Below are 23,911 nucleotides of genomic sequence, written 5' to 3' on the forward strand. Positions count from 1 at the left end.
GATGGCGGCATGCCCGCTGCAGATCACGCTTGGCATCCGCGCCCGGACCTCGATGAGGCCCGGGACCGCCCCGCCCTTGCTCCATGTTCGTCGCGCTCTGCCTGTCGGGGAGAGCCAAGAGGAGGCGCCTGCCGATGACGGTTCCAGCAACGACAGTTGCCACGCCGGTCCGGAAATCCACCCGGCCCAACCAGTATTTCCGCAATATGAGCGCCAAGATCGCGTCGATCCCGATGATCCTGACCGCGGTCGTCATCTTCGCAGGTGGCACGCTGTGGACGGTGCTCTATTCGTTTACCAATTCCCGGCTGCTGCCGCGGATGAGCTTCGTCGGTTTCGACCAGTACGAGCGCCTGTGGGCCGCTCCGCGCTGGACGATGTCGATCATCAATCTGGGGATCTACGGCATCTTCTCGCTGATCTTCAGCCTGCTCATCGGCTTCCTGCTGGCGGCGCTGATGGACCAGAAGATCCGCTTCGAGAACACGTTCCGCACGATCTTTCTCTATCCCTTCGCTCTGTCCTTCATCGTCACGGGCCTTGTCTGGCAGTGGATCCTGAACCCGGAATTCGGCATCCAGTCGGTCATCCGCTCGCTCGGCTGGACCTCCTTCCGCTTCGATCCGCTCTACGATCCCGCCCTCGTGATGTACGGCATCCTGATCGCCGCCCTCTGGCAGGGAACGGGCCTCGTCATGTGCCTGATGCTCGCCGGATTGCGCGGCATCGACGGGGAGATCTGGAAGGCCTCGCGGATCGACGGCATTCCCGCCTGGAAGACCTACCTCTTCATCGTCATCCCCATGATGCGCCCGGTGTTCATCACCACCCTCGTGATCATCGCCTCCGGCATCGTCAAGGTCTACGACCTCGTGGTGGCGCAGACGAGCGGCGGTCCGGGCATCGCCTCCGAAGTGCCGGCAAAATACGTCTACGACTACATGTTCCAGGCCCAGAATCTCGGCCAGGGCTTTGCCGCCTCCACCATGATGCTGCTCACCGTCGCGATCATCATCATCCCCTGGGCCTATCTCGAATTCGGAGGACGCAAGCGTGGCTGATATCGCCTCCCTCAACACCACGGCCGTCGCCATCGACGCGTCCAAGCGACAGCTGGCGGCCGGTCCGCGCGGCAAGCGTCCGGCGCGTGCCTTCTCCGGCACCAACATCATGGTCTACGGCACGCTGCTGGTCTTTGCCTGCTATTACCTGCTGCCGCTCTACGTGATGATCGTGACCTCGCTCAAGGGCATGCCGGAAATCCGGCTCGGCAACATCTTCTCGCCCCCCGTCGAGATCACCTTCGAGCCTTGGGTCAAAGCCTGGTCGAGCGCCTGCACGGGGCTGAATTGCGACGGCCTGTCGCGCGGCTTCTGGAATTCGGTGCGCATCACCGTGCCCTCGACCATCGCCTCGATCGCGCTTGCCTCGATCAACGGCTATGCGCTCGCCAACTGGCGCTTCAAGGGTTCGGAGGTGTTCTTCATCATCCTGATCATCGGGGCCTTCATTCCCTATCAGGTGATGATCTACCCGCTCGTCATCATCCTGCGCGAAATGGGCATCTACGGCACGCTGAGCGGCCTCATCATCGTCCATTCCATCTTCGGCATGCCGATCCTGACGCTGCTCTTCCGCAACTATTTCGTCTCGCTGCCGGAGGAACTGTTCAAGGCGGCCCGCATCGACGGCGCCGGGTTCTGGATGATCTATTTCCGGATCATGCTGCCGATGTCGCTGCCGATCTTCGTGGTCGCGATGATCCTTCAGATCACCGGCATCTGGAACGACTTCCTGTTCGGCGTCGTGTTCACCCGGCCCGAATACTATCCGATCACCGTCCAGCTCAACAACATTGTCAATTCGGTGCAGGGCGTGAAGGAATACAATGTCAACATGGCCGCAACGCTGCTTACCGGCGCGGTGCCGCTCATCGTCTACTTCATCTCCGGGCGACTGTTCGTGCGCGGCATCGCCGCCGGCGCCGTGAAAGGCTGATCCTCATGACGTCAAGCGTTTCCATCCAGGATCTGTCGCTGAGCTTCGGCGCAGTCACCGTTCTCGAAAACCTCAATCTCGATATCCGCGACGGCGAGTTCCTCGTGCTGCTCGGCTCGTCCGGCTGCGGAAAATCGACCTTGCTCAACTGCATCGCCGGGCTCCTCGAAATCTCCGACGGGCAGATCTTCATCAAGGGCAAGAACGTCACCTGGGAAGAGCCCAAGGATCGCGGCATCGGCATGGTGTTCCAGTCCTATGCGCTCTATCCCCAGATGACCGTCGAGAAGAACCTGTCCTTCGGCCTGAAGGTCGCCAAGATGCCGCAGCCGGAGATCGACAAGCGCGTCGCCCGTGCCGCCGAGATCCTGCAGATCCAGCCGCTCCTGAAGCGCAAGCCGGCGGAGCTTTCCGGCGGCCAGCGCCAGCGTGTGGCAATCGGCCGGGCCCTTGTCCGGGATGTCGACGTCTTCCTGTTCGACGAGCCGCTGTCCAACCTCGACGCCAAGCTCCGGTCCGAACTGCGCGTCGAGATCAAGCGGCTGCACCAGTCGCTGAAGAACACGATGATCTACGTCACCCACGACCAGATCGAGGCACTGACGCTCGCCGACCGCATCGCCGTGATGAAGAGCGGGGTCATCCAGCAGCTGGCCGATCCGATGACGATCTACAACGCGCCGGAAAACCTCTTCGTCGCCGGCTTCATCGGTTCGCCGTCGATGAACTTCTTCCGCGGCACGGTGGAGGAGAAGGCCGGTCGCAAGGTGGTCAGCGTCTCCGGCGTGGATTTCGCCATCGACGCCTATCCCGCCCGCAGCCCGATCCTCCCCGGCACCTCCGTCGTCCTCGGCATCCGCCCGGAACACGTGACGGTGGACGAGGTGCCCGCCGGCGGCGACGCGCATGCGGCGGTCGTCGATATCGAGGAGCCGATGGGTGCGGACAATCTTCTCTGGCTGAAGCTCGCCGGCCAGACCATGTCGGTCCGGATCGCCGGCGCGCGCCGCTACGCCCCGGGATCGCAGGTCCGCCTCGGCATCGACATGAGCATGGCCTCGATCTTTGATGCCGGCACGGAGCAGAGGTTGTGAAGACGACCGTGCCGTGACGTTTCGAGAGAAGCGCTGCCCTTCACCCTGGCCCTCTCCCCGCAAGCGGGGAGAGGGTGGCGGCAGCCGGATGAGGGGCGGCCCTGATCTCCGCGACCCGACGATCTGAGAAAACCCGACCGAACAGAGACGACAAGATGCCCGATACCACCCCGACCATCACCACCGATCTTTCCGGCACCTGGACCCTGTCGAGCCTCGATGCGGCGCATGCGCTGACCATGCCGGTCCCCGGCGACGTCCACAGCGCGTTGCTGTCGGCCGGCGTCATTCCCGACCCCTATGTCGGGCGCAACGAGGCCGACGTGCAGTGGGTGGCCGAGCAGGACTGGGTGCTGGAGCGGACGTTCGATCTCGACGATACCGCTTCGACCGACCGCTGGTATCTCGACCTTGCCGGTCTCGACACGGTGGTCGACGTCTTCCTCAACGATGCGCTCGTGCTTGAAGCCGACAACAGCTTCCGCCGCTATCGTCCCGACGTCACGGGCAAACTCGTGTCCGGCACCAACCGGCTGAAGCTCGTCATCAAGTCCTCCGTCCGCGAGAGCGCCGAGCGGCAGGCCGAACAACCGTTCTACATTCCCTATTCCACGGCCAATTCGCCCATTCCCAACGGCAGCATGCTGCGCAAGGTCCAGTGCCATTTCGGCTGGGACTGGAACATCGCCATTGCCCCCCTCGGCGTCTACGAGCCGCCGCTGCTGAAGCGCCTCGTGGCGGCCCGGATCGAGCATGTGACGACGCGTCAGGATTGGCATGCGGACGGCTCGGTCGATCTCGTGGTCTCCGCCGCGCTGTTCGCCGCCGAGGCAGGACACGCGTCCGTCGCCTTCGACCTCGATGGCGTCGTCGGGACGATCGATGTCGACGTCCTGAAGGGCATCACCACGGTCGAGCATGTCTTTCCAGTGCGGCAACCGAACCTCTGGTGGCCGGCCGGCAGCGGCGCGCAGGCGCTTTCGCGTCTCGTCGTGTCCGTCGGCGGCGACCGCGTCCGCAAGACCATCGGCTTTCGCCGGATCGAACTTCTCACCGATCCGGACGCGGCGGGCAGCCGTTTTGCGTTCCGGGTCAACGGCGTCGAGATCTTCTGCCGCGGGGCGAACTGGATCCCGGCCGACGCGCTCTTTTCCCGCGTCACCGAGGCCGGCGTCGAGGATCTGCTGCAGTCGGCGGTCGATGCGCATATGAACATGATCCGCGTCTGGGGCGGCGGCTTCTACGAGCCCGACTGGTTCTACGACCTCTGCGACCGGCTCGGCCTCATGGTCTGGCAGGACTTCATGTTCGCCTGCAACCTCTACCCCTCGACGCAGGATTTCCTCGACAATGTCGCGGCCGAAGTGGACGACCAGGTGCGGCGTCTGTCGTCGCATCCCTCGATCGCGCTCTGGTGCGGCGACAACGAGCTGGTCGGCGCGCTCACCTGGTTCGAGGAAAGCCGCCGGGATCGCGATCGCTACCTCGTCTCCTACGACCGCCTGAACCGGACCATCGAGACGACGATGAAGAAGGCCGCGCCGGACCTGATCTGGTGGCCGTCGAGCCCGGCGGTGGGGCCGTTGAACTTCGGCGACGCCTGGCACGCCGATGGGGCCGGCGACATGCACTACTGGTCGGTCTGGCACGAGAACAAGTCATTCGACAATTACCGGACCGTGCGGCCGCGCTTCTGCTCGGAATTCGGCTTCCAGTCCTATACGTCGATGCCGGTCATCCACGACTTCGCGGCGGCCAGGGATCTCAACATCGCCTCGCCGGTGATGGAGAGCCACCAGAAGAATGCCGGCGGCAACGAGCGGATCGCCGGCACCATGTTCCGCTACTTTCGCTTTCCCAAGGATTTCGCGAGCTTCGTCTATCTCAGCCAGATCCAGCAGGGCCTCGCCATCAAGACGGCGGTGGAGTTCTGGCGCTCGCTGAAGCCCCATTGCATGGGCACGCTCTACTGGCAGCTGAACGACACCTGGCCGGTCGCTTCCTGGTCGAGCCTCGACTATGGCGGCAGCTGGAAGGCGATGCACTATATGGTGCGCCGCTTCTTCCAGCCGGTCGCTGTGGCCGCCATTCCGTCCGACGATGGGAAGACGCTATCGCTATCGATGGTCAACGACACCCGCGCCCCGGTCAGCATCGAGGTCCAGACGTTTCTCGTCACCCTGGCCGGCGACCGCCGTCCGCTGGTGGCGGCGAGCGGCACCTGCCCGGCCGATCGCGCAGCGACGCTGGTCGAGCTTCCCGCCGCCGATATCCCGGAAGGCATGCTGCTCTTCTGGACCTTCGAGGCGTCCGATGGCGCGCGGGGCGAGGGGCACCACGTTCCCGGAACCTACAAGGCGCTCGATCTCGAACCGTCGGGCCTCACCATCGCCACGTCGGCCGTTGCGGGCGATGCCGCCGGTGGCATCGACGTCACGGTCTCCGCCAAGGGTCTGGCCCTCCATGTGATGGTCGAGGCGGGCGTTTCCGGTCGCTTCAGCGACAACGCCTTCGACCTGACCGCGGGGACAAGCCGCACGGTGCGCTTTACGCCATCGACGCCGGGCGAGGGCCCGACGCCGGTCTTTACCGCCTACGATCTGCAATCTTCGGCCGGTTGACGCCTCCAGCAGGGCGAAGACCGACCCGCATTCATGAAAAGGACAGTTCCATGAGACCGCTCAGCTTCCAGCTCTACACCGCCCGCAATTTTCCGCCGCTCTCGGATGCCCTGCATCTCGTGGCCAAGGCCGGCTACAGCCAGGTCGAGGGCTATGGCGCGCTCTATGGCGATCATGACGACAGCGCGGTCAAGGCGCTGAAGGCGGATCTCGACCGCAACGGCCTGACGATGCCGACCGGCCATTTCAGCCTCGACATGCTGGAGACCAGGCCGGATCGCGCCATCGAGGTGGCGAAGATGCTCGGCATCGAGACGATCTACTGCCCCTATGTCCTGCCCGAGAACCGTCCGACGGACGCCGCGGGCTGGAAGGCGTTCGGCGCCCGGCTGCAGAAGGCCGGCGAGCCGGTCCGGGCGGCCGGTCTCGGCTTCGGCTGGCACAATCACGACTTCGAATTCGTGGCCTTGCCGGACGGCTCCGTGCCGATGGACCTGATCTTCGAAGGCGGCCCGGATCTCGAATGGGAAGCCGACATCGCCTGGGTCATCCGCGGCGGCGCCGATCCGCTCGCCTGGATCGACCGCTATGCCGACCGCATCACCGCCGTCCACGTCAAGGACATCGCGCCGGCCGGCGAGAACACGAACGAGGATGGCTGGGCGGATGTCGGGCACGGCACGGTCGACTGGAAGGGCCTCTATGCCCGTCTCGCCGCGACGCCGGCCAAGACCTACATCGTCGAGCACGACAATCCGAGCGATCTCGCCCGCCTTGCCGAACGCTCCATCGCCTCCATCAAGACCTTCTGACAGCACGACCTTTTCAAGGGAACACACGTCATGACACAGGATCTCGGCGTCGGCATCATCGGATGCGGCAATATTTCCACCACCTATTTCCGGCTCGCGCCCTTGTTCAAGGGCATTGAGATCCGCGCCTGCGCGGACATCGATCCGGCGGCGGCCGAAGCCCGCGCCGGCGAATACGGCGTGAAGGCGCAGTCGATCGATGAACTGCTCGCCAATCCGGAGATCGACATCGTCGTCAATCTGACGATCCCGGACGCGCATTTCCCGGTCTCCCGGCAGATCCTGGAGGCGGGCAAGCACGTCTATTCGGAGAAGCCGCTCGTGCTGACGCTGGAGCAGGGCGAGGAGTTGCGGTCGCTGGCCGCATCGAAGGGTCTCACCGTCTGCTGCGCGCCGGACACGTTCCTCGGCGGCGCGCATCAGCTGGCGCGATCCCAGGTCGACAGCGGCCGCATCGGTCGCGTCACCTCCGGCACCTGCCACGTCATGAGCCCCGGCATGGAGATGTGGCATCCCAATCCCGACTTCTTCTTCCTGCCGGGTGCCGGTCCGGTGCTCGATCTCGGCCCCTATTACGTCGCCAACCTGATCAACCTCATCGGTCCGGTGAAGCGCGTCGCGGCGCTCGCATCCAAGGCCGCCAAGACCCGCACCATCTCCAGCGAACCGCGCAAGGGCCAGGTCATCCCGGTGAAGACGCCGACCAATATCCACGCGCTTCTCGAATTCCACAGCGGCGCGACGGTGACGCTGACGGCGAGCTGGGATGTCTGGTCGCATCGCCACGGCAATATGGAGCTCTACGGCACCGAGGGTTCTCTTTACGTGCCGGACCCCAATTTCTTCGGCGGCAAGGTCGAGGTCAGCGGCAAGGGCAAGGAGATCTCGCCGGTCGATCGCTGGGATCATCCGTTCTCGGTCGAGAACCAGGAGCACCCGCAGGGACCGATCGCCAATTACCGTACGGCCGGGCTTGCCGACATGGCGCAGGCGATCACCGAGGGACGCGACCCGCGCTGCTCGCTGGAGCGCACGCTGCATGGCGTCGATGTCATGGTCTCGATCCTGAAGTCGGGTGACGAAGGCCGGTTCGTGGACCTAACAACCACCTGCACCCAGCCGGCCCCGCTCGGCATCGAGGCGGCGCGGGCGCTGTTGCGCTGATCGTGTCGCACGTCGTCCTGCAGAAGCCCGGAAACCGGTTTCGGTCTCCGGGCTTCTGCGTTACATGGAAGAGCCGCTTCTGACGAACCGAAGCGGCCGCGCCGGCCCCGCTCGTCCGGCGCTGATAACAATCAGGGACCCACACGCCGCCGCCGCCGGATCTGCGCGGCGGCCCGTCGGGACACTCCCATGGAGGAACCACCCATGACCTGGCACCCCGCCGACACCCGCTACGACACGATGATCTACAACCGTTGCGGCCGCTCCGGCCTCAAGCTGCCGGCGATCTCGTTCGGGCTCTGGCACACGTTCGGCGAGACCACGCCGCATGCGCTGAAGCGCGAATTGAGCCAGACCGCCTTCGATCTCGGCATCACCCATTTCGACCTCGCCAACAATTACGGCCCGCCCTATGGCGCTGCCGAAACGGCCTTCGGCGAGATCTTCCAGCAGGACTTCAAGCCCTATCGCGACGAGATGATCATCTCGTCCAAGGCCGGCTACGACATGTGGCCGGGTCCTTATGGCGAATGGGGCAGCCGGAAATATCTGATCGCCTCCTGCGACCAGAGCCTGAAGCGCATGGGCCTCGACTATGTCGATATCTTCTATTCCCACCGCTTCGATCCGGACACGCCGCTCGAGGAGACCTGCGGTGCGCTCGATCATATCGTCCGCTCCGGCCGAGCGCTCTATGTCGGCATCTCCTCCTACAATTCGCAGCGGACGCGCGAAGCCGCCGCCATCCTCAAGGATCTCGGCACGCCGCTGCTGATCCACCAGCCGAGCTATTCCATGATCAACCGCTGGGTCGAAGAGGACGGCCTGCTGGATACGGTGGACGATCTCGGTGTGGGCACGATCGTGTTCTCGCCGCTGGCGCAGGGCATGCTGACGACGAAATATCTGAACGGCATTCCCGACGACAGCCGCGCGGCGCTGAACCATTATCTCAACCAGCGCCTCATCCGCCCGGAGGTCATCGACAACGTCCGCAAGCTCAACGACATCGCCGCGCGTCGGGGCCAGACGCTGGCGCAGATGGCCGTCGCCTGGGTGCTGCGCGGCGGACGCGTGACCTCGGCCCTGATCGGCGCCAGCAAGACGTCGCAGATCGTGGATTGCGTCAAGGCGATCGACAACCTGTCGTTCACGGCCGAGGAACTGGCCGAGATCGACACCTATGCCCGCGAGGCCGACATCAATCTCTGGGCGAAGTCGGCCGAACTGGCCTGACGAACTGGCTTCAGTCTCACGTTCGACAGGCCGGTCTGATGGCCGGCCTGTCGGATCAGGTTGACGCCGCGAACACTTTCGGGCGCAGGATTTCGAGCGTTCCCCGGGCCTGCATGCGGAAGGGAAATTCCGGCGCGGTGTCGAATTCGACATGCTGGCCGTCCGCGGTCACGGCGAGGATGCGTTTGGAATCCGGGCGGTCGATGACGCGCAGGATGACGGCAGGGATGCCGGCACCCTCTTCGCGCCAGATGACGTCGGCGGGGCGGAAGAACAGTTCGGCCGGACCGTCGGGCACGCCTGCCGCATCGAACAGGATCTCGTTGACGCTGGCCCGGCCGGCGGTCACGGTCGCTCTCAGGCGATTGGCGTCGCCGAGGAAATTCATCACGAAGGCATTGTCCGGCGCGCGGCAGACCTCTTCCGGTGTGCCCGCCTGCACGATGCGGCCCTTGTCGAGGATGACGACGCGATCGGCGAGGTCGAGGGCTTCGGCCTGATCGTGGGTGACGAACAGCGTGGTGATGCCGAGGTCCTCATGGATCTTGCGCAGCCAGCGGCGCAGGTCGCGCCGCACATTGGCATCGAGCGCGCCGAACGGCTCGTCGAGCAGCAGCACCTTTGGATCGACCGCAAGCGCCCGTGCCAGCGCCACGCGCTGGCGCTGGCCGCCGGAGATCTGCGCGGGGAAGCGATCCTTCAGGCCGTCGAGCTGGACGAGGCGCAGAAGCTCCTCCACCCGCTCGGCAATCTCGGCTGTGGACCTCCGGGTCTTCGAGACCTTCATGCCGAAGGCGATGTTCTCGCCGATCGTCATATGCGGGAAGAGCGCATAATGCTGGAACACGAAGCCGACGCCGCGGTGGCGGACCTCGATGTCGGTGGCATTCTCCTCGCCGAAGAAGATCGCGCCTTCGTCGGGATATTCGAGACCCGCGACCATGCGGAGAATCGTCGTCTTGCCGGAGCCCGAAGGGCCGAGCAGGGCGACCAGTTCGCCGCTTTCGATCTCCAGCGACACGCCGTGGACGGCGCGGAAGGTGTCGAAGGTCTTGACGATCGTATCGAGGCGGATCTTCACGGCTTGGACATCCCGGGTTCAGTCGTTTCAAGGGTTGGGCCCGCGAGCCCAGGCCCGGCCAGGGCCGGGCGCCGGACGCGGCCGGCGCCGCGGCGCTCCAGCGCGACCTTGGCGATCAGCGTGACGATGGCGAGGCTTGCAAGGATCGAGGCGGCGGCGAAGGCGCCGACCGCGTTGTAGTCGTGGTAGAGCAGTTCGATATGGAGCGGCAGCGTGTTGGTCTGGCCGCGGATATTGCCCGAGACGACCGAGACGGCGCCGAATTCGCCCATGACGCGCGCGTTGCAGAGGATGACGCCGTAGAGCAGGGCCCATTTGATGTTGGGCAGGGTGACCGAGAAGAAGGTGCGCCAGCCGCTCGCCCCGAGCGAGGTCGCCGCCTCCTCCAGATCGCGGCCCTGGGCCTGCATCAGCGGGATGAGCTCGCGGGCGACGAAGGGCGCGGTGACGAACAGGCTGGCCAGCACGATGCCCGGCAGCGCGAACAGGATCTTCATGTCGGCCGATTGCAGCGCGTCGCCGAACAGGCCCTGGAGGCCATAGACGAAGAGATAGGCGACGCCGGCGACGATGGGGGAGACCGAGAACGGGATCTCGATGACCACGAGCAGCAGGCGGCGTCCGGGGAAGTCGAACTTGGTGATGGCCCAGGCGGCGGCGACGCCGAAGACGGTGTTGATCGGCACGGCGATCAGCGCGGTCAGCGCCGTCATCCAGATGGCGTGCGCCGTGTCGCGGTCGGTGATCGACTTTGCGAAGAAGGCGGCGCCCTTGGAGAAGGCCTGGACGCCGATGATGGCGAGCGGGGCGACGATGACGAGTAGGACCAGCACGAGGACAATCGCGATCAGGCCGTTGCGGAAGATCGGCTTCTCGCCGATGCGCGGGGGGCGGCGGTTTCTCGGTTTTGGTGCGGTCGCCATGGTCAGCCCTTCACCGTGTAGCGCAGGGCGCGGGTCTGCAGGATATTGGTGATCGCCAGCATGAGGAAGGCCGCCATGAGCATGACCGAGGCGATGGCGGCGGAGGCGGGATAGTCGTATTCCTCGAGCCGGATGAAGGCGAGGAGGGCGGTGATCTCCGTCTCGTAGGGCTGGTTGCCGGCGATGAAGATGATGGCGCCGAACTCGCCGAGGCTGCGGGCGAAGGAGAGCGAAAGGCCGGCGAGGAGGGCCGGGAACAGCTGCGGCAGCAGCACTTTGCGAAAGATCTCGCCATCGCTTGCGCCGAGCGTCTGGGCGGCCTCTTCCAGCGCGCCGTCGAGCTCTTCGAGAACCGGCTGCACCGTGCGCACGATGAAGGGCAGGCTGGTGAAGGCCATGGCGACGATGATGCCGAGGGGGGTGTAGGCGACCTTGAGCCCGAGCGCCGACAAGGCGCCGCCGAACCAGCCGTTGCTCGCAAACAGGGTCGTCAGCGCGATGCCGGCCACGGCCGTCGGCAGGGCGAAGGGCAGGTCCACCAGCGCATCGACGATGCGGCGGCCGGGGAAGCGATAGCGCACGATCACCCAGGCGAGCGCCATGCCGAAGACGAGGTTGAAGGCGGTCGCAGCGGCCGCGCAGAGCATCGTCACGCGATAGCTGGCGACGGCCCGATCCGAGGAGACGATGGTCCAGTAATCGGCCGGGCCGAGACTTGCCGCCTTGAAGATCAGCGCGCCGAGCGGCAGCAGCACGATCACGGCGACATAGACCAGCGTGATGCCGAGCGTCAGCGGCAGGCCGGGAAGAATGCGCCGAGCCAAGGCCGGTCCTCTTATCTCTTGGATCGCGCGGCGGGCAAGGGCCATCCGGCGGTCGGTGACGGGCCGCAGCGCGGGGCCCTCGTCAATGGTCAAGGGCGATGCTGCAAACGGATGGAAGCCGCGGGGGACGTCGTGTCCCGCCGCGGCTTCCGTTTTCCATAGATTACGCCTGCGATCAACGGCTGCCGTAAAGTTTGTCGAGATGGCCGCCTTCGGCAAACTCTTCCTTTTTCACCTTGGCCCAGCCGCCGAACACGTCCTCGACCTTCAAGAGCCGGATGTCCGGGAACTGATCCTTGAATTTAGCGGCGACCGCCGGGTCGTTCACGCGGTTGCCGTTTTCCGCAAGGATCGTCTGGCCTTCGGGCGTGTAGAGGAAGTCGAGATAGGATTTCGCCAGATCGCGGGTGCCGTGCTTGTCCACGACCTTGTCGACCACGGCGACCGGAAATTCCGCAAGCAGGCTGACGGAGGGCACGACGATGTCGAACTTGTCCTCGCCGAATTCCTTGGCGATGCCCTTGGTTTCCGCCTCGAAGGTGATCAGCACGTCGCCGGTCTCGCGCTCGACGAAAGTGGTGGTGGCGGCGCGACCGCCGGTGTCGAACACGGGCACGTTGTCGAACAGCTTGGCGATGAAGGTATCGACCTTGGCCGGATCGTCCTTGAAGGTCTCCTTGGCGAAGGCGAGCGCTGCCAGATAGGTATAGCGCGCATTGCCGGAGGTTTTCGGATTGGGGAACACCACCTTCACGTCGTCGCGGACGAGGTCGCTCCAGTCCTTGATGCCCTTCGGATTGCCTTCGCGCACGAGGAAGGCCGGGAAGGAGTAATAGGGCGAGGCATTGTTCGGGAAGTCGCTCTTCCAGTCGTCGGTGACGAAGCCGCCCTTCACCAGCGCATCGATGTCGATCACCTGGTTGAAGGTGACGACGTCGGCCTCGAGGCCCTCGAGAATGGCGCGCGCCTGCTTGGACGATCCGCCATGCGACTGGTCGACGGTGACGCCGGGATGTTTGGCGACGAAGGCCTCGTTGACCTTCTCGAACAGTTCGCGCGAGACGTCGTAGGACGCGTTCAGCAGCTTGTCGTCGGCATGGGCGGAAGCGGTCAATGCGGCAAGGGCGGCACCGATCAGGAGGAAGCGTTTCATTCGGATCTCCGGTGGGTTGATGGCGGCATCATAGGGTGGTGGCGCTCTCTGGCCGAGGTCGGCTATCGCAGGTTGTTCGACCATCCGGGAAAAATATTGCCGGGAAGGAGGCCGGGGCGGAAAACCTGTCGTCGTCACGGGGCATTCCGGTCTTTGCTGCGAAAGTCGATGTTTCCGGCCGCCGCCCCTGCTGGACACGGCGACCGGGGCGTGTAATCTCCCTTCGGGCAAGCGGTTTCGTTACGCAAACCGCTTCTTGGATCAGGTGCTTGGGAATGGCACCCGCAGGGAGGACAGCCGGCATCCTATCGGCTGACTGCGACACGAGGAGAGACAAGATATGGATCGTCGTTCATTTATTCGTCATGCAGGGATCGGTGGCGCCGGGGCGGCTGCTGCAACCGTTCTGGCGGCGCCGGCCATCGCCCAGACGATGCCGAAGGTCTCCTGGCGACTGACGTCGTCCTTCCCGAAATCGCTCGACACCATCTATGGCGGCGCCGAAGTCATCTCGAAATACGTCTCCGAAGCGACGGACGGCAATTTCAAGATCCAGGTCTTTGCCGCCGGCGAGATCGTGCCGGGCCTGCAGGCCGCCGATGCGGCCTCGTCCGGCACGGTCGAAGCCTGCCACACCGTTTCCTATTACTACTGGGGCAAGGACCCGGTCTGGGCGCTGGGCGCCGCCGTTCCCTTCGCGCTCAACGCCCGCGGTCACAATGCCTGGCAGTATCATGGCGGCGGCATCGACATGTTCAACGAGTTCCTGGCGCCGCAGGGTCTGGTCGCCTATCCCGGCGGCAATACCGGCGTGCAGATGGGCGGCTGGTTCCGCAAGGAAATCAAGACGGTGGCCGACCTGCAGGGCCTGAAGATGCGCGTCGGCGGCTTTGCCGGCAAGGTCATGCAGAGCCTCGGCGTCGTGCCGCAGCAGATCGCCGGCGGCGACATCTACCCCTCGCTCGAAAAAGGCACGATCGACGCGGCCGAATGGGTCGGCCCCTATGACGACGAGAAGCTCGGCTTCTACAAGGTCGCGCCCTATTACTACTATCCCGGCTGGTGGGAAGGCGGCCCGACCGTCCACGCCATGTTCAACAAGACGGCCTTCGACGGCCTGCCCAAATCCTACCAGTCGCTGCTGCGCACGGCCTGCCAGGCGGCGGATGCCAACATGCTGCAGAAGTACGACTATCTGAACCCGGCCGCGATCAAGCGGCTGGTGGCATCGGGCGCCAAGCTCAGCCCGTTCAGCGCGGAAATCCTGTCCGCCTGCTTCGACGCCTCCAACAAGGTCTATGCCGACATGGAAGCGACGAACCCGACGTTCAAGAAGATCTGGGGTTCGATCAAGGCCTTCCGGGCCGAGTTCTACCTCAATGCGCAGATCGCCGAATACAACTACGATACGTTCATGATGATCCAGCAGCGCAACGGCAAGCTCTGATCCTATCCACCCTGTCAAAGACCGCCGCCGGAGCCCGATTTCACCACGGGCTCCGGCGGTTTTCGTTTGTCGGTTCTACCCTGTGAAAAACGGCCGGGGATGAGCCGGCCGTTTTTTCAGTTTTGGTGATGCTTGACAGCCTTACACGGTTTCCGGCTGATCGCGTTCCGCGAACCGGAAACAAGAGCCATCGAAAATCTCTGGCGGAAGGCCAGATTTTCCATGGACGGAATACGGGATCCGGTTTGATCAACCGGATTCCGTGTTACTTGAACGAGGGTGGGGCGCTGAGATCGTTCGCAGGCGGCGGCGATGGTGGCGGGGCACTGAGCGGGTCGGCGGGCTTGGTGCCGTCGAGCGGATTGCCGGAGGGCAGTTGCAGGCCGCCGGGGAGGCTCAGGCCGCCGCCCGTGTTGCCGAAGCCGGGAACCTCGATCTTGATCGTGTTCGGATCGACCACCGCGCCATCGCCCTTGTAGTGCATGACCATCTGCGGAAACATGATGGTCAGCGCCACCATCACGATCTGGATGCAGACGAAGGGCACGGCGCCCCAGTAGATCTGCCCGGTCGTGACCGGCGGCGTCATCTTGCCTGTCAGACGATCGAGATAGGGGATCTTCGGCGCGACCGAGCGCAGGTAGAACAGCGCGAAGCCGAAGGGCGGGTGCATGAAGCTCGTCTGCATGTTGATGCCGAGCAGCACGCCGAACCAGATGAGGTCGATGCCGAGCTTGTCGGCCGCCGGCGCGAGCAGCGGCACGATAATGAAGGCGAGTTCGAAGAAATCGAGGAAGAAGGCGAGGAAGAAGACGAGCGCGTTGACCGCGATCAGGAACCCGGTCTCGCCACCCGGCATGGCGGTGAGCAGGTGTTCGACCCAGATATGGCCGTTGACGCCGTAGAAGGTGAGCGAGAAGACGCGGGCGCCGATGAGGATGAAGAGCACGAAGGCCGAGAGCCGCGTCGTGGCGGTGAGGGCCGAGCGGATGACCTCCATCGACAGGCGACCCTTGGCGCCGGCCATGATGAGGGCGCCGACGGCCCCCATGGCGCCGCCTTCGGTCGGCGTGGCGATGCCGAGGAAGATGGTGCCGAGCACGAGGAAGATCAGCGCCAGCGGCGGGATGAGGACGATGATGACCTGCTGGGCCAGCCGCGACATCCTGTTGAGCCCGGTCGCGCGATCGATCAGGGCGACGACGTAGATGAAGGCGACGCCGCAGGTGCCGCCGAGGATGTCCGCATCCGCCCCGTAGGTCGGCGACAGCACGACATGGGCCGCATAGGCGAAGGCGAAGGCGACGGCCAGCGCGACGATGAGCGAGGTGACGCCCGAGCCGAGCGTGCGGGCTTCGAGCGGCAAAGCCGGCATGGCGTCGCGCTTCAGAAACGACACGAGCAGGATATAGCCCATATAGAGGCCGGTGAGGACGAGGCCCGGAATGAGCGCGCCGGCATACATGTCGCCGACCGAGCGGCCGAGCTGGTCGGCGAGCACGATCAGGACCAGCGAGGGCGGGATGATCTGCGCCAGCGTTCCGGAGGCGGCGATGACGCCCGAGGCGACGCGGCGGTCGTAGCCGTAGCGCAGCATGATCGGCAGCGAGATCAGGCCCATGGCGATGACCGAGGCCGCGACGACGCCGGTGGTGGCGGCGAGCAGCGCGCCGACGAAGATGACGGCATAGGCAAGGCCGCCGCGCACCGGGCCGAACAGCTGGCCGATCGTGTCGAGCAGATCCTCGGCCATGCCGGATTTCTCCAGCACGATGCCCATGAAGGTGAAGAAGGGGATGGCGAGCAGCGTGTCGTTCGACATCACCCCCCAGAAGCGATCCGGCAGGGCGTTCAGCAGCGGCCAGGAGAGGTTGATGCTGTCGGAGAACGGCGCGAGCTCGACGCCGATGACGAAGAACAGGAGGCCGTTCGCGGCGAGCGAGAAGGCGACGGGATAGCCGACCAGCATGAAGACGATCAGCGACAGGAACATGATCGGGGCGAGATTTTCGGCGATGAATTCGATCACGGGCGCACCTCCTGATCGGCGTGCGGCAGGGGTATGTCGAGCGGCGCATGCGTCGGCACGTAAGGCGCGGGATCGTCGATGACGCCGCGCATGATGGCGATCTTCTTGATGATTTCGGAGACGCCCTGGAAGGCGAGCAGGACGAAGCCCGCAAGCAGGATGGCCTTGGCCGGCCAGAGGATGAGACCGCCGGCGCTGGAGGAGACTTCGCCGGAGACGTAGCTCATCCGGACATAGGGGATGAGATAGGCGATCATCATCAGCACGAAGGGCATGAGGAAGAGGAGGTGGCCGAGCAGGTCGATCCAGTGCTGCACCCGGCGCGAGAAATTGCCGTAGACCACATCGATTCGGATGTGCTCGTTCTGCTTCAGCGTGTAGGCGGCGGCCAGCATGAAGGCGGCGCCGAACAGATACCACTGCGCTTCGAGCCAGGCATTGGACGACATGTTGAAGGCCTTGCGGATGACCGCGTTGCCGGCGCTGACCAGCACGGCGACCAGAATGAGCCAGGTCACGGATTTCCCGATGAATTCCGTCGTCGCGTCGATGAGGCGGCTGAGGCCCAGCAATGCTGTCATATCGATCTCCCACTCGGGCCGCTCCCCTGCGGCCTTGCTCATACACCACACTGCCGATTTCGGCCGTGCTTTCAAGCGGTCCGGCCGGTTTTGCGCAGAGTTTGGCGCGGGCAGGCCGGACCATGCGACCAAAGTCGAAGCTGCCACCGGTACGCTGCGCTACGGCATGCGGGGCGGGATCGGGACCGGCAGGGTTTGCGCCGGTTTCGTTCAGGAGATGATCTTTGTCTTATAATCTGCTGATATAATTACGAAAATGTAATGCTGGTTTTCATTTCCCATTCATCCGCCCGACCCTAGGTTCCCCCTGTCTCTCGAAACAAGGACACGCCTCATGAAACGGTTTATCATCACTCTCCTCGCCACCTCCTTCCTGGCCGCACCCGGCGCCTTCGCCGCGCCCCAGGACCGGCAGGATAACGTCCGGGGGCGGACGGTGGAACGGCACACGACGACGACGATCAAGAAGACCGTGGTGCGCAAGGCCCGCTGGGCCCGCGGCCACCGCCTGTCGCCGGCCGAGCGCCGCCGCACCGCCGAGGTCCGCGACTATCGCCGCTACCGCCTGAACGCCCCGCCGCGCGGCCAGCGCTGGGTCAAGGTCGACAACGACTTCCTGCTCATCAGCGTCGCCACCGGCGTCATCGTCGGTCTCGCCTCCGGCCGCTGAGCCTCTGTTCGCCGCGGCCCCGAGACAGGGGCTGCGGCATTTCTTTTTCCAACGGCGCCTGCCGTTCGCGTCCGTCTCTGCGCGACTCAGCCCTGTTGCGACAGGCAGCTTGCGAGCGACTGGGCGATGCCGTTCATCAGCTGGAAGTAGAGGTCGGGGCCGGCGGTGAGGGTGCCGGCTTCGGGGTCGAGCGTGCCGGATTTGGCGCTGGTGCCTTCCAGCACGACGTTGACCAGCTTCGGCTCGAACTGGGGTTCGGCGAAGACGCAGGTGGCGCCGAGCTTTTCGATCTTGGCGTGGATTTCCTTCAAGCGCTGGGCGCCCGGCGCCGTTTCCGGGCTGACCGTGATCGAGCCGGCGACGGAGACGCCGTAGCGGTGCTCGAAATACTGGTAGGCATCGTGGAAGACGACGAAAGGGCGATCCTTGATCGGGGCGACCGTGGCGGCGATGGCGCGATCCAGCGCGTCGATGCGGGCGTCCAGCGTCTCGCGATTGGTGCGGTAGGCCGCGGCGTGCTCCGGGTCGGCCTTCGCCAGTGTCGTCTCGATCTCGGCGGCCATGGCCTTGGCGTTGCGCGGGTCGAGCCAGGAATGCATGTCGAATTCGCCGTCGTCATGGGCGTGGCTGGCTTCGGCGGCGGCATCATGGTCGTGGCCGGCGTCCGCCTCGTCGCCATCGTCATGCGGCTCGAACGGGCCGCCTTCGCGCTGCGGCAGTTTTTCGACGCCGGGCGCGTCCTCGAGCGCGACGACGGTCGCCTTGGAACCGAGCGTTTCCAGGGGTTTTTCCAGGAAATGCTCCATGCCTTCGCCCATCCAGAAGACGATCTTCGCGTTTTGCAGCGCCGCGGCATTGGACGGCTTCATGTTGTAGGTGTGGGGGGAGGCGGCGCCTTCCACGATCAGCTTCGGCGCGCCGACGCCGGCCATGATGGCGGCGACGAGCGAGTGGATCGGCTTGATCGACACCACGACATCGGGTGACGGGGCATTATTGGACGTCTGGGCATGGGCCGTGCCGGCTGCGAGGAAGGCGGTGGCGGCGAGAATCAGCGGGGCGCGGGAGGACATGAGGCGCAAGGACATGAGGCGGGGGGACACGACGCGGTGAGGCATGGAAATGCTCCTGTAGGGTTCATGACGGGTCCGGCCGTCCCGTGGGCGACGATGTCGTCGCGGTGTGGGCGGTCGGGCCGTTGGTCGGGCAAGCCGCGGGCGCGGATCGGGGGAGAGGGGCGCCGGCATCTTGCATTCTCAATGTAATGTTATTACATCAATTGCGTTATGCTATAACGTGTGGCATAGCCGCTGGCAACAGGGTCCTCCGGGAAATTTCCGATGTCCGAAACAGATGCTCCTCTCCATACCGCGCCTTCGCCCGGCCCCGCGGGCACGCGCGCAACGCCTGCGCGCGCCGCCAGCGATGCGCTGGTGACGCTGCGGGAGGTGGGGATCCGCCGGAGCGGGCGCTGGCTGGTGCGGGGCGTCGATTTTTCCGTGTCGCGCGGCGAGATCGTGACGCTGATCGGGCCGAACGGCTCGGGAAAATCCACGACCGCCAAGACCGCGATCGGCGTGCTGAAGCCGGACGAGGGGCGCGTGGAAAAGATCGGCGGGCTGAAGGTCGGCTATGTCCCGCAGAAACTGTCGATCGACTGGACGCTGCCGCTGACGGTGGAGCGGCTGATGACGCTGACCGGGCCCTTGAAGAGCGCCGAAATCTCCGAGGCGCTGTCCTCCACCGGCATCCTGCATCTGGCGCGGGCGGAGGTGCAGCATCTCTCCGGCGGCGAGTTCCAGCGGGCGCTGCTGGCGCGGGCGATCGCCCGCCGGCCGGACCTGCTGGTTCTGGACGAGCCGGTGCAGGGGGTCGATTTTTCCGGCGAGATCGCGCTGTACGACCTGATCAAGACCATTCGCAACCGCACCGGCTGCGGCATCCTGCTGATCTCCCACGACCTGCATGTGGTGATGGCGGAGACGGATACGGTGATCTGCCTCAACGGGCATGTCTGCTGCCGCGGCACGCCGCAGGCGGTGAGCCAGAGCCCGGAATATCAGCGCCTGTTCGGCGTGAAGGCCGCGCAGACGCTGGCCGTCTACAATCACGATCATGACCACACCCATCTTCCCGACGGCCGCGTCCTGCATGCGGACGGAAGCCTGACGGACCATTGCCATCCCGAGGACGGCCATCACCCTGACGACCGCCACCCTGACCAGCATCGGGAGCATGATACGGCCGTTGCGGACCACGTGCATGACGACAGCTGCGGCTGCGGCCACAGCCAGATCCGCCTGAAGCGGCTCGAACCGGGGAAGCGCGACCGTGCTTGACGATTTCTTCATCCGCGCCCTCATCGCCGGCGTCGGGCTCGCCATCACGGTCGGGCCGCTCGGCTGTTTCGTCGTCTGGCGGCGCATGGCCTATTTCGGCGACACCATGGCGCATTCCGCGCTGCTCGGCGTGGCCCTGTCGCTGCTGCTCGACCTGAACCTGATGGTCAGCGTCTTCCTCGTCGCGGCGCTGGTGTCGCTGCTGCTGCTGGCGCTGCAGAAGCGCGGCGGGCTTTCCACCGATGCGCTGCTCGGCATCCTCTCGCATTCCTCGCTGTCGATCGGCCTCGTCATCGTCGCCTTCATGACCTGGGTGCGGATCGACCTCGTCGGCTTCCTGTTCGGCGATATTCTCGCGGTGTCCGAAGCCGATATCGACATCGTCTGGGGCGGGGGCATTCTCGTGCTGATGGCGCTGGTGATGCTCTGGCGGCCGCTGCTCGCCGCCACGGTCAATCCGGAGATCGCCGAGGCCGAGGGGCTGAAGCCCGAGCGGTCGCGGTTGTTCTTCATGCTGCTGATGGCGCTGGTCATCGCCATTGCCATGAAGATCGTCGGCATCCTGCTCATCACGTCGCTGCTGATCATTCCCGCCGCCACCGCGCGCCGCTTTTCGGCCTCGCCCGAAATCATGGCGGTGTTCGCCTCGCTGATCGGGGCGGTGTCGGTGGTTGGCGGGCTGTTCGGCTCGCTGCATTTCGACACGCCGTCCGGCCCGTCGATCGTGGTCGCGGCCCTCGTCATCTTCGTCCTCAGCCTGCTGCCGTTCGGCCGACGCGGGCGGGACGGCACGCCCTTTTCACCGCCCGGAGGACATCACTGATGGAGCCACGCAAGCTGACGCGCAACCAGGCGCTGGTGCTGGAAACGCTGACCCAGGCCGAGGCGCCGCTCAGCGCCTACACGATCCTCGACAAGCTGCGCGACCACGGGTTTCGCGCGCCGCTGCAGGTCTACCGCGCGCTGGAGAAGCTCACCGAATTCGGCATCGTGCACCGGCTGGAGAGCCTCAACGCCTTCGTCGCCTGCACCCATCCGCACGATCACGGGCCGGAGAAGGGCGTGATCGCCTTTGCGATCTGCGAGGATTGCGGGCAGGTGAGCGAGATCAGCGACCCCGAGATCGAGGACCGGCTGGCGCTGCTGGCGACCCGGCGGCGCTTCACCACCGAGAAGACGACCATCGAGATGCGCGGCCATTGCGGCAACTGCACGGCGGCGTGAGCGGGGCTTACGCTTCCTCGATGCGCGTCAAGGTCGCGGCGAAGTTCTGCCAGTTGCGGACATAATTGTCGGCCGAGGCGCGCAGGCCGGCAATGGTGGCCTCGTCCAGCGTGCGCAGGACGCGGGCCGGCGCGCCGACGATCAGCGAATTGTCCGGAAAGACCTTTCCCTCGGTGACGAGCGCATTGGCGCCGACGAGGCAATTGCGGCCGATGACCGCGCCGTTGAGGATGGTGGCCCCCATGCCGACGAGGCTGTTGTCGCCGATGGTGCAGCCATGGACGATGGCGCGGTGGCCGATGGTGCAGCCTTCGCCGATGTTGACCGGATAGCCCGCATCGACATGGACGACCGCGCCTTCCTGGATATTGCTGCGCGCGCCGACGGTGATCGGTTCGTTGTCGCCGCGCAGCACGGCGCCGAACCAGATGCCGACATCCTCGCCCAGAACGACATGGCCCATGACATGCGCGTCCGGCGCGATCCAGTAACGGCCGGCGGCCGGGCAGGTGGGGCGTATGGTGCCGAGGGCGTAGAGGGGCATGGTGGCTCCGGAAATCCGAGGGTCAGGGATCGGGGTTGAGGGTTCGGGGTTCAGGCGGGCGGGATGTCGTTTCCCCGCCCGCCCGTGTGTCAGAGGCGCATGTCAGAGGCGCATGTCAGACGATGGTGACGGTGAGATCGCCGAAGCCGTCGACGCCGCAGGTGACGACATCGCCGCGGGTGACGGCGCTGACGCCGGCCGGCGTGCCGGTGAGGATGATATCGCCGGCGGCGAGCGTGAACAGTTTCGACAGTTCCGCGATGATCTCCGGGATCTTCCACGTCATCTGCGCGAGGTCGCCATCCTGCCGGATCTCGCCATTGACGGCGAGGTGGATGCGGCCGCTGGCCGGGTCCGGGCAATCCGCCGCCGCGACAAGCGCGGACACCGGGCCGGAATGTTCGAACGCCTTGGCGGCGGCCCAGGGATGACCCTTGGTCTTCGCCTCCGCCTGCAGATCGCGGCGGGTGAAATCGATGCCGACCGCGTAACCCCAGACGCAATCCATCGCGCGGGCCGGATCGATGTCCGTGCCGCCGGCCTTCAGCGCCACGACCAGTTCGACCTCGTGATGCACATCGCCGGAGCGGGAGGGATAGGGGAAGCCGGAGGCCGGCAGGAGGACGTTTTCGGGGTTCTTCTGGAAGAAAAAGGGCGGCTCGCGCGCGGGGTCATGGCCCATCTCGATCGCATGGGCGGCATAGTTGCGGCCGACGCAATAGACGCGGCGAACGGGAAAACCGGCCGCGCTGCCGCGAACGGGCAGGATGACGGGCGGGGCGGCGGGGATGACGGTGTTTTCCGTGGCGGTGTTCATGGCGATCCGGGTGCTGGTGACGACAGCGCGAGGATAGCACCGGGGGCGAGCCGCGGGGAAGACGACGGGGTGATTTTGACGCGGATGGTTGCGGATGGACGAAGCGGTTGCCGGATCTCCGACCTATGCCGGCGTCGCGCCTGCCAAACCGCCGCGTTCAGGGCGGGAGCGCATTTCCACCCGCCTCGACGCCGGTGGGGACGCTGCTTGGGACGCCGCTCGCGGGGTAACGGTGTGGCCGGCCGGCGCCGTGTCGTCGCCGGTCGGCCGTCGCGTAGGCGACCTCAGCGGCAGGCGTAGGCCTGGAGCTGGGCGCGGGTGATGAAGGGGCCACCGCTGCGGGTCTTGCGATCCGGGTTGGTGTATTCCAGGCTCGGCACATCGGGGAGGGCCAGAGCCTGGCGCACCGTCATGATGCCGACATCGCGCCGATCGGCGCCACGCTTCACACTCACTTCTACAATGCGATACAGATTTTCCTCGACCATGGTTCTCTCCCTTGCCTCTTTTTTGCGATCCGTTTTCTGAAGACCCGTCTTCCGGCACTCGGTTCTCTTCGATCCGTCGTCGTCTTTTCGAGTCCTCGCTCTGCGGCGATTCGCTCTGCGACGTTAAGGGCATGTGTTGCTGCGAAGCGGGTTTTTATGAGGCACCTCACCATGAGCTTGCCAGAAACGATCCGCCGCAACCAGCGAAAAATACGCGAAATCGAAAATAAGGCGGGCGTGTAAAGGAAATTTCGTCTCGTTATACTGCACTGCAAAAACATAATGCCAAATTGTAACGTTTTATTTGGCGCTGCGGAACAAATTTCCTTCTGGTTAACTTCATGAGACGTACCTCACACATGCGGAGCAGAGAGATGTCCGACATCAAGACAGGATTTACCGGCGAACTCGAAGACAGGACCACCGTGAAAGCCCAGGTGAAGCGTGCCGCCACCGCCGTGCAGCGGGAGGCCGGCGCGGTGGCGGCAACGGCGCAGGATCACCGGGCGGCGACCGGATCGGTGCTGCTGCTGGTCGGCGCCGCAGCCTTCCTGGCCGGTTACGTGCTCGGCACCAGAGAGCGGCGGGACCGCTGGGACTGGCGCTCCTGGCGGTAATCCGTCCGGCGTGACGCGCTCGGAAGGGCTGGCAGCGGCGGGGCGAGGACCCCAGATATCGGGCTCAAGTGAAATTTTCTCTCGCCGCTGAAATTTTTATTGGGATGGTCTTGTTTCTGCTGCAATGCAGCATTATCTTCTTCTCACCGAAGCACCCCTCCTCCTCCCAGGTGCTTCGCGCGATCCGGGTCACCTCCTCCCGACCCCAGGATCCATTCAAGAAGCCTGCCGCACCTCCTCCCGCGGCAG

At 65.1% G+C, this 23,911-nt stretch carries 23 protein-coding genes; 13 read left to right on the forward strand and 10 right to left on the reverse strand.

All coding sequences use genetic code 11. The features are described 5' to 3' along the window. Window positions 1-134 precede the first annotated feature (134 nt). The 7 genes from ASG39_RS03250 to mgrA all read left to right on the forward strand — a co-directional run bounded on the left by ASG39_RS03250 (window position 135) and on the right by mgrA (window position 8,925). Entirely contained in the window at window positions 135-1,061 is a 927-nt protein-coding gene (locus tag ASG39_RS03250; protein WP_062592731.1) for a sugar ABC transporter permease, read from the forward strand. After that, window positions 1,054-1,998: a carbohydrate ABC transporter permease gene (locus ASG39_RS03255; protein ID WP_062592733.1), complete on the forward strand. Its 945-nt coding sequence runs from the start codon at window positions 1,054-1,056 to the stop codon at window positions 1,996-1,998. The genes ASG39_RS03250 and ASG39_RS03255 overlap by 8 nt, the downstream gene beginning before the upstream one ends. A gap of 5 nt (window positions 1,999-2,003) precedes the next feature. Further along, on the forward strand, window positions 2,004-3,092 hold the full coding sequence (locus tag ASG39_RS03260) for an ABC transporter ATP-binding protein (protein ID WP_062592736.1): 1,089 nt from the start codon (window positions 2,004-2,006) through the stop codon (window positions 3,090-3,092). 155 nt (window positions 3,093-3,247) lie between these two features. Next, the gene (locus ASG39_RS03265; RefSeq protein WP_062592738.1) at window positions 3,248-5,713 is read left to right on the forward strand and encodes a glycoside hydrolase family 2 protein; all 2,466 of its coding nucleotides are present in this window, start codon (window positions 3,248-3,250) and stop codon (window positions 5,711-5,713) included. A gap of 50 nt (window positions 5,714-5,763) precedes the next feature. Continuing rightward, window positions 5,764-6,525 carry a sugar phosphate isomerase/epimerase gene (locus ASG39_RS03270; RefSeq protein WP_062592740.1) on the forward strand — a complete coding sequence of 254 codons (762 nt, stop codon included), beginning with the start codon at window positions 5,764-5,766 and terminating at the stop codon, window positions 6,523-6,525. Window positions 6,526-6,555: 30 nt separating this feature from the next. Then, entirely contained in the window at window positions 6,556-7,689 is a 1,134-nt protein-coding gene (locus ASG39_RS03275) for a Gfo/Idh/MocA family oxidoreductase (protein ID WP_062592742.1), read from the forward strand. 204 nt (window positions 7,690-7,893) lie between these two features. Continuing rightward, complete coding sequence (mgrA, locus tag ASG39_RS03280) at window positions 7,894-8,925, forward strand: L-glyceraldehyde 3-phosphate reductase (RefSeq protein WP_062592744.1); 1,032 nt, start codon at window positions 7,894-7,896, stop codon at window positions 8,923-8,925. 55 nt (window positions 8,926-8,980) lie between these two features. Here mgrA and ASG39_RS03285 read toward each other — a convergent pair whose 3' ends face one another. From ASG39_RS03285 to ASG39_RS03300, 4 genes are all read right to left on the reverse strand, one after another. Further along, the gene (locus ASG39_RS03285; RefSeq protein ID WP_062592746.1) at window positions 8,981-10,006 is read right to left on the reverse strand and encodes a sulfate/molybdate ABC transporter ATP-binding protein; all 1,026 of its coding nucleotides are present in this window, start codon (window positions 10,004-10,006) and stop codon (window positions 8,981-8,983) included. Then, window positions 10,003-10,929: a sulfate ABC transporter permease subunit CysW gene (cysW, locus tag ASG39_RS03290; RefSeq protein ID WP_062592749.1), complete on the reverse strand. Its 927-nt coding sequence runs from the start codon at window positions 10,927-10,929 to the stop codon at window positions 10,003-10,005. The genes ASG39_RS03285 and cysW overlap by 4 nt, the downstream gene beginning before the upstream one ends. Before the next feature lie 2 nt (window positions 10,930-10,931). Beyond that, entirely contained in the window at window positions 10,932-11,753 is an 822-nt protein-coding gene (cysT, locus tag ASG39_RS03295; protein WP_062592751.1) for a sulfate ABC transporter permease subunit CysT, read from the reverse strand. 175 nt (window positions 11,754-11,928) lie between these two features. Further along, window positions 11,929-12,906 carry a sulfate ABC transporter substrate-binding protein gene (locus ASG39_RS03300; protein ID WP_062592753.1) on the reverse strand — a complete coding sequence of 326 codons (978 nt, stop codon included), beginning with the start codon at window positions 12,904-12,906 and terminating at the stop codon, window positions 11,929-11,931. Between the two features lie 340 nt (window positions 12,907-13,246). Here ASG39_RS03300 and ASG39_RS03305 point away from each other — a divergent pair, with 340 nt between their 5' ends. Further along, window positions 13,247-14,353, forward strand: coding sequence for a TRAP transporter substrate-binding protein (locus tag ASG39_RS03305; RefSeq protein ID WP_062592755.1), 1,107 nt, complete (start codon window positions 13,247-13,249; stop codon window positions 14,351-14,353). A 265-nt stretch (window positions 14,354-14,618) separates the two neighbouring features. On the opposite strand, the gene ASG39_RS03310 is transcribed toward ASG39_RS03305, so the two are convergent. Together ASG39_RS03310 and ASG39_RS03315 are read right to left on the reverse strand one after the other, a co-directional pair. Next, on the reverse strand, window positions 14,619-16,382 hold the full coding sequence (locus ASG39_RS03310; protein ID WP_062592757.1) for a TRAP transporter large permease subunit: 1,764 nt from the start codon (window positions 16,380-16,382) through the stop codon (window positions 14,619-14,621). Then, a complete protein-coding gene (locus ASG39_RS03315; protein ID WP_062593392.1) occupies window positions 16,379-16,963 on the reverse strand; it encodes a TRAP transporter small permease subunit in 585 nt (194 codons plus the stop codon). The genes ASG39_RS03310 and ASG39_RS03315 overlap by 4 nt, the downstream gene beginning before the upstream one ends. 334 nt (window positions 16,964-17,297) lie before the next feature. Between ASG39_RS03315 and ASG39_RS03325 the strand changes: the two genes are divergently transcribed. After that, the gene (locus ASG39_RS03325) at window positions 17,298-17,633 is read left to right on the forward strand and encodes an RcnB family protein (protein WP_062592761.1); all 336 of its coding nucleotides are present in this window, start codon (window positions 17,298-17,300) and stop codon (window positions 17,631-17,633) included. A gap of 86 nt (window positions 17,634-17,719) precedes the next feature. On the opposite strand, the gene ASG39_RS03330 is transcribed toward ASG39_RS03325, so the two are convergent. Then, window positions 17,720-18,751, reverse strand: coding sequence for a zinc ABC transporter substrate-binding protein (locus tag ASG39_RS03330; RefSeq protein ID WP_277995948.1), 1,032 nt, complete (start codon window positions 18,749-18,751; stop codon window positions 17,720-17,722). Window positions 18,752-18,973: 222 nt separating this feature from the next. Between ASG39_RS03330 and ASG39_RS03335 the strand changes: the two genes are divergently transcribed. From ASG39_RS03335 to ASG39_RS03345, 3 genes are read left to right on the forward strand one after another with little or no spacing between them, the layout of a single operon-like run. Further along, window positions 18,974-19,972, forward strand: coding sequence for a metal ABC transporter ATP-binding protein (locus ASG39_RS03335; RefSeq protein WP_082476880.1), 999 nt, complete (start codon window positions 18,974-18,976; stop codon window positions 19,970-19,972). Then, entirely contained in the window at window positions 19,965-20,795 is an 831-nt protein-coding gene (locus ASG39_RS03340) for an iron chelate uptake ABC transporter family permease subunit (RefSeq protein ID WP_062592763.1), read from the forward strand. The genes ASG39_RS03335 and ASG39_RS03340 overlap by 8 nt, the downstream gene beginning before the upstream one ends. After that, complete coding sequence (locus tag ASG39_RS03345; RefSeq protein ID WP_062592764.1) at window positions 20,795-21,196, forward strand: Fur family transcriptional regulator; 402 nt, start codon at window positions 20,795-20,797, stop codon at window positions 21,194-21,196. Before ASG39_RS03340 ends, ASG39_RS03345 begins: the two co-directional genes overlap by 1 nt. 7 nt (window positions 21,197-21,203) lie before the next feature. Here ASG39_RS03345 and ASG39_RS03350 read toward each other — a convergent pair whose 3' ends face one another. From ASG39_RS03350 to ASG39_RS03360, 3 genes are all read right to left on the reverse strand, one after another. Beyond that, window positions 21,204-21,740 (reverse strand): gamma carbonic anhydrase family protein, encoded by a 537-nt coding sequence (locus tag ASG39_RS03350; protein WP_062592766.1) that lies wholly within the window; start codon window positions 21,738-21,740, stop codon window positions 21,204-21,206. Between the two features lie 115 nt (window positions 21,741-21,855). After that, window positions 21,856-22,557: a fumarylacetoacetate hydrolase family protein gene (locus ASG39_RS03355; protein WP_062592768.1), complete on the reverse strand. Its 702-nt coding sequence runs from the start codon at window positions 22,555-22,557 to the stop codon at window positions 21,856-21,858. 284 nt (window positions 22,558-22,841) lie between these two features. Next, window positions 22,842-23,045 (reverse strand): hypothetical protein, encoded by a 204-nt coding sequence (locus tag ASG39_RS03360; RefSeq protein WP_062592770.1) that lies wholly within the window; start codon window positions 23,043-23,045, stop codon window positions 22,842-22,844. Window positions 23,046-23,419: 374 nt separating this feature from the next. On the opposite strand from ASG39_RS03360, the gene ASG39_RS03365 reads away from it, so the two are divergent. Then, window positions 23,420-23,662 (forward strand): hypothetical protein, encoded by a 243-nt coding sequence (locus ASG39_RS03365; protein WP_062592773.1) that lies wholly within the window; start codon window positions 23,420-23,422, stop codon window positions 23,660-23,662. Window positions 23,663-23,911: the final 249 nt, after the last annotated feature.

The sequence above is a fragment of the Rhizobium sp. Leaf371 genome, from assembly GCF_001424045.1.
GTDB lineage: Bacteria > Pseudomonadota > Alphaproteobacteria > Rhizobiales > Rhizobiaceae > Ferranicluibacter.

Coding starts and splice junctions, on each gene's coding strand:
- ASG39_RS03365 (WP_062592773.1), top strand. CDS start 23,420: ATGTCCGACATCAAGACAGGATTTACCGGCGAACTCGAAGACAGGACC.
- ASG39_RS03270 (WP_062592740.1), top strand. CDS start 5,764: ATGAGACCGCTCAGCTTCCAGCTCTACACCGCCCGCAATTTTCCGCCG.
- ASG39_RS03325 (WP_062592761.1), top strand. CDS start 17,298: ATGAAACGGTTTATCATCACTCTCCTCGCCACCTCCTTCCTGGCCGCA.
- ASG39_RS03265 (WP_062592738.1), top strand. CDS start 3,248: ATGCCCGATACCACCCCGACCATCACCACCGATCTTTCCGGCACCTGG.
- ASG39_RS03335 (WP_082476880.1), top strand. CDS start 18,974: ATGTCCGAAACAGATGCTCCTCTCCATACCGCGCCTTCGCCCGGCCCC.
- ASG39_RS03350 (WP_062592766.1), bottom strand. CDS start 21,740: ATGCCCCTCTACGCCCTCGGCACCATACGCCCCACCTGCCCGGCCGCC.
- ASG39_RS03315 (WP_062593392.1), bottom strand. CDS start 16,963: ATGACAGCATTGCTGGGCCTCAGCCGCCTCATCGACGCGACGACGGAA.
- ASG39_RS03300 (WP_062592753.1), bottom strand. CDS start 12,906: ATGAAACGCTTCCTCCTGATCGGTGCCGCCCTTGCCGCATTGACCGCT.
- cysW (WP_062592749.1), bottom strand. CDS start 10,929: ATGGCGACCGCACCAAAACCGAGAAACCGCCGCCCCCCGCGCATCGGC.
- mgrA (WP_062592744.1), top strand. CDS start 7,894: ATGACCTGGCACCCCGCCGACACCCGCTACGACACGATGATCTACAAC.
- ASG39_RS03345 (WP_062592764.1), top strand. CDS start 20,795: ATGGAGCCACGCAAGCTGACGCGCAACCAGGCGCTGGTGCTGGAAACG.
- ASG39_RS03355 (WP_062592768.1), bottom strand. CDS start 22,557: ATGAACACCGCCACGGAAAACACCGTCATCCCCGCCGCCCCGCCCGTC.
- ASG39_RS03250 (WP_062592731.1), top strand. CDS start 135: ATGACGGTTCCAGCAACGACAGTTGCCACGCCGGTCCGGAAATCCACC.
- ASG39_RS03260 (WP_062592736.1), top strand. CDS start 2,004: ATGACGTCAAGCGTTTCCATCCAGGATCTGTCGCTGAGCTTCGGCGCA.
- ASG39_RS03360 (WP_062592770.1), bottom strand. CDS start 23,045: ATGGTCGAGGAAAATCTGTATCGCATTGTAGAAGTGAGTGTGAAGCGT.
- ASG39_RS03305 (WP_062592755.1), top strand. CDS start 13,247: ATGGATCGTCGTTCATTTATTCGTCATGCAGGGATCGGTGGCGCCGGG.
- ASG39_RS03275 (WP_062592742.1), top strand. CDS start 6,556: ATGACACAGGATCTCGGCGTCGGCATCATCGGATGCGGCAATATTTCC.
- ASG39_RS03330 (WP_277995948.1), bottom strand. CDS start 18,751: ATGCCTCACCGCGTCGTGTCCCCCCGCCTCATGTCCTTGCGCCTCATG.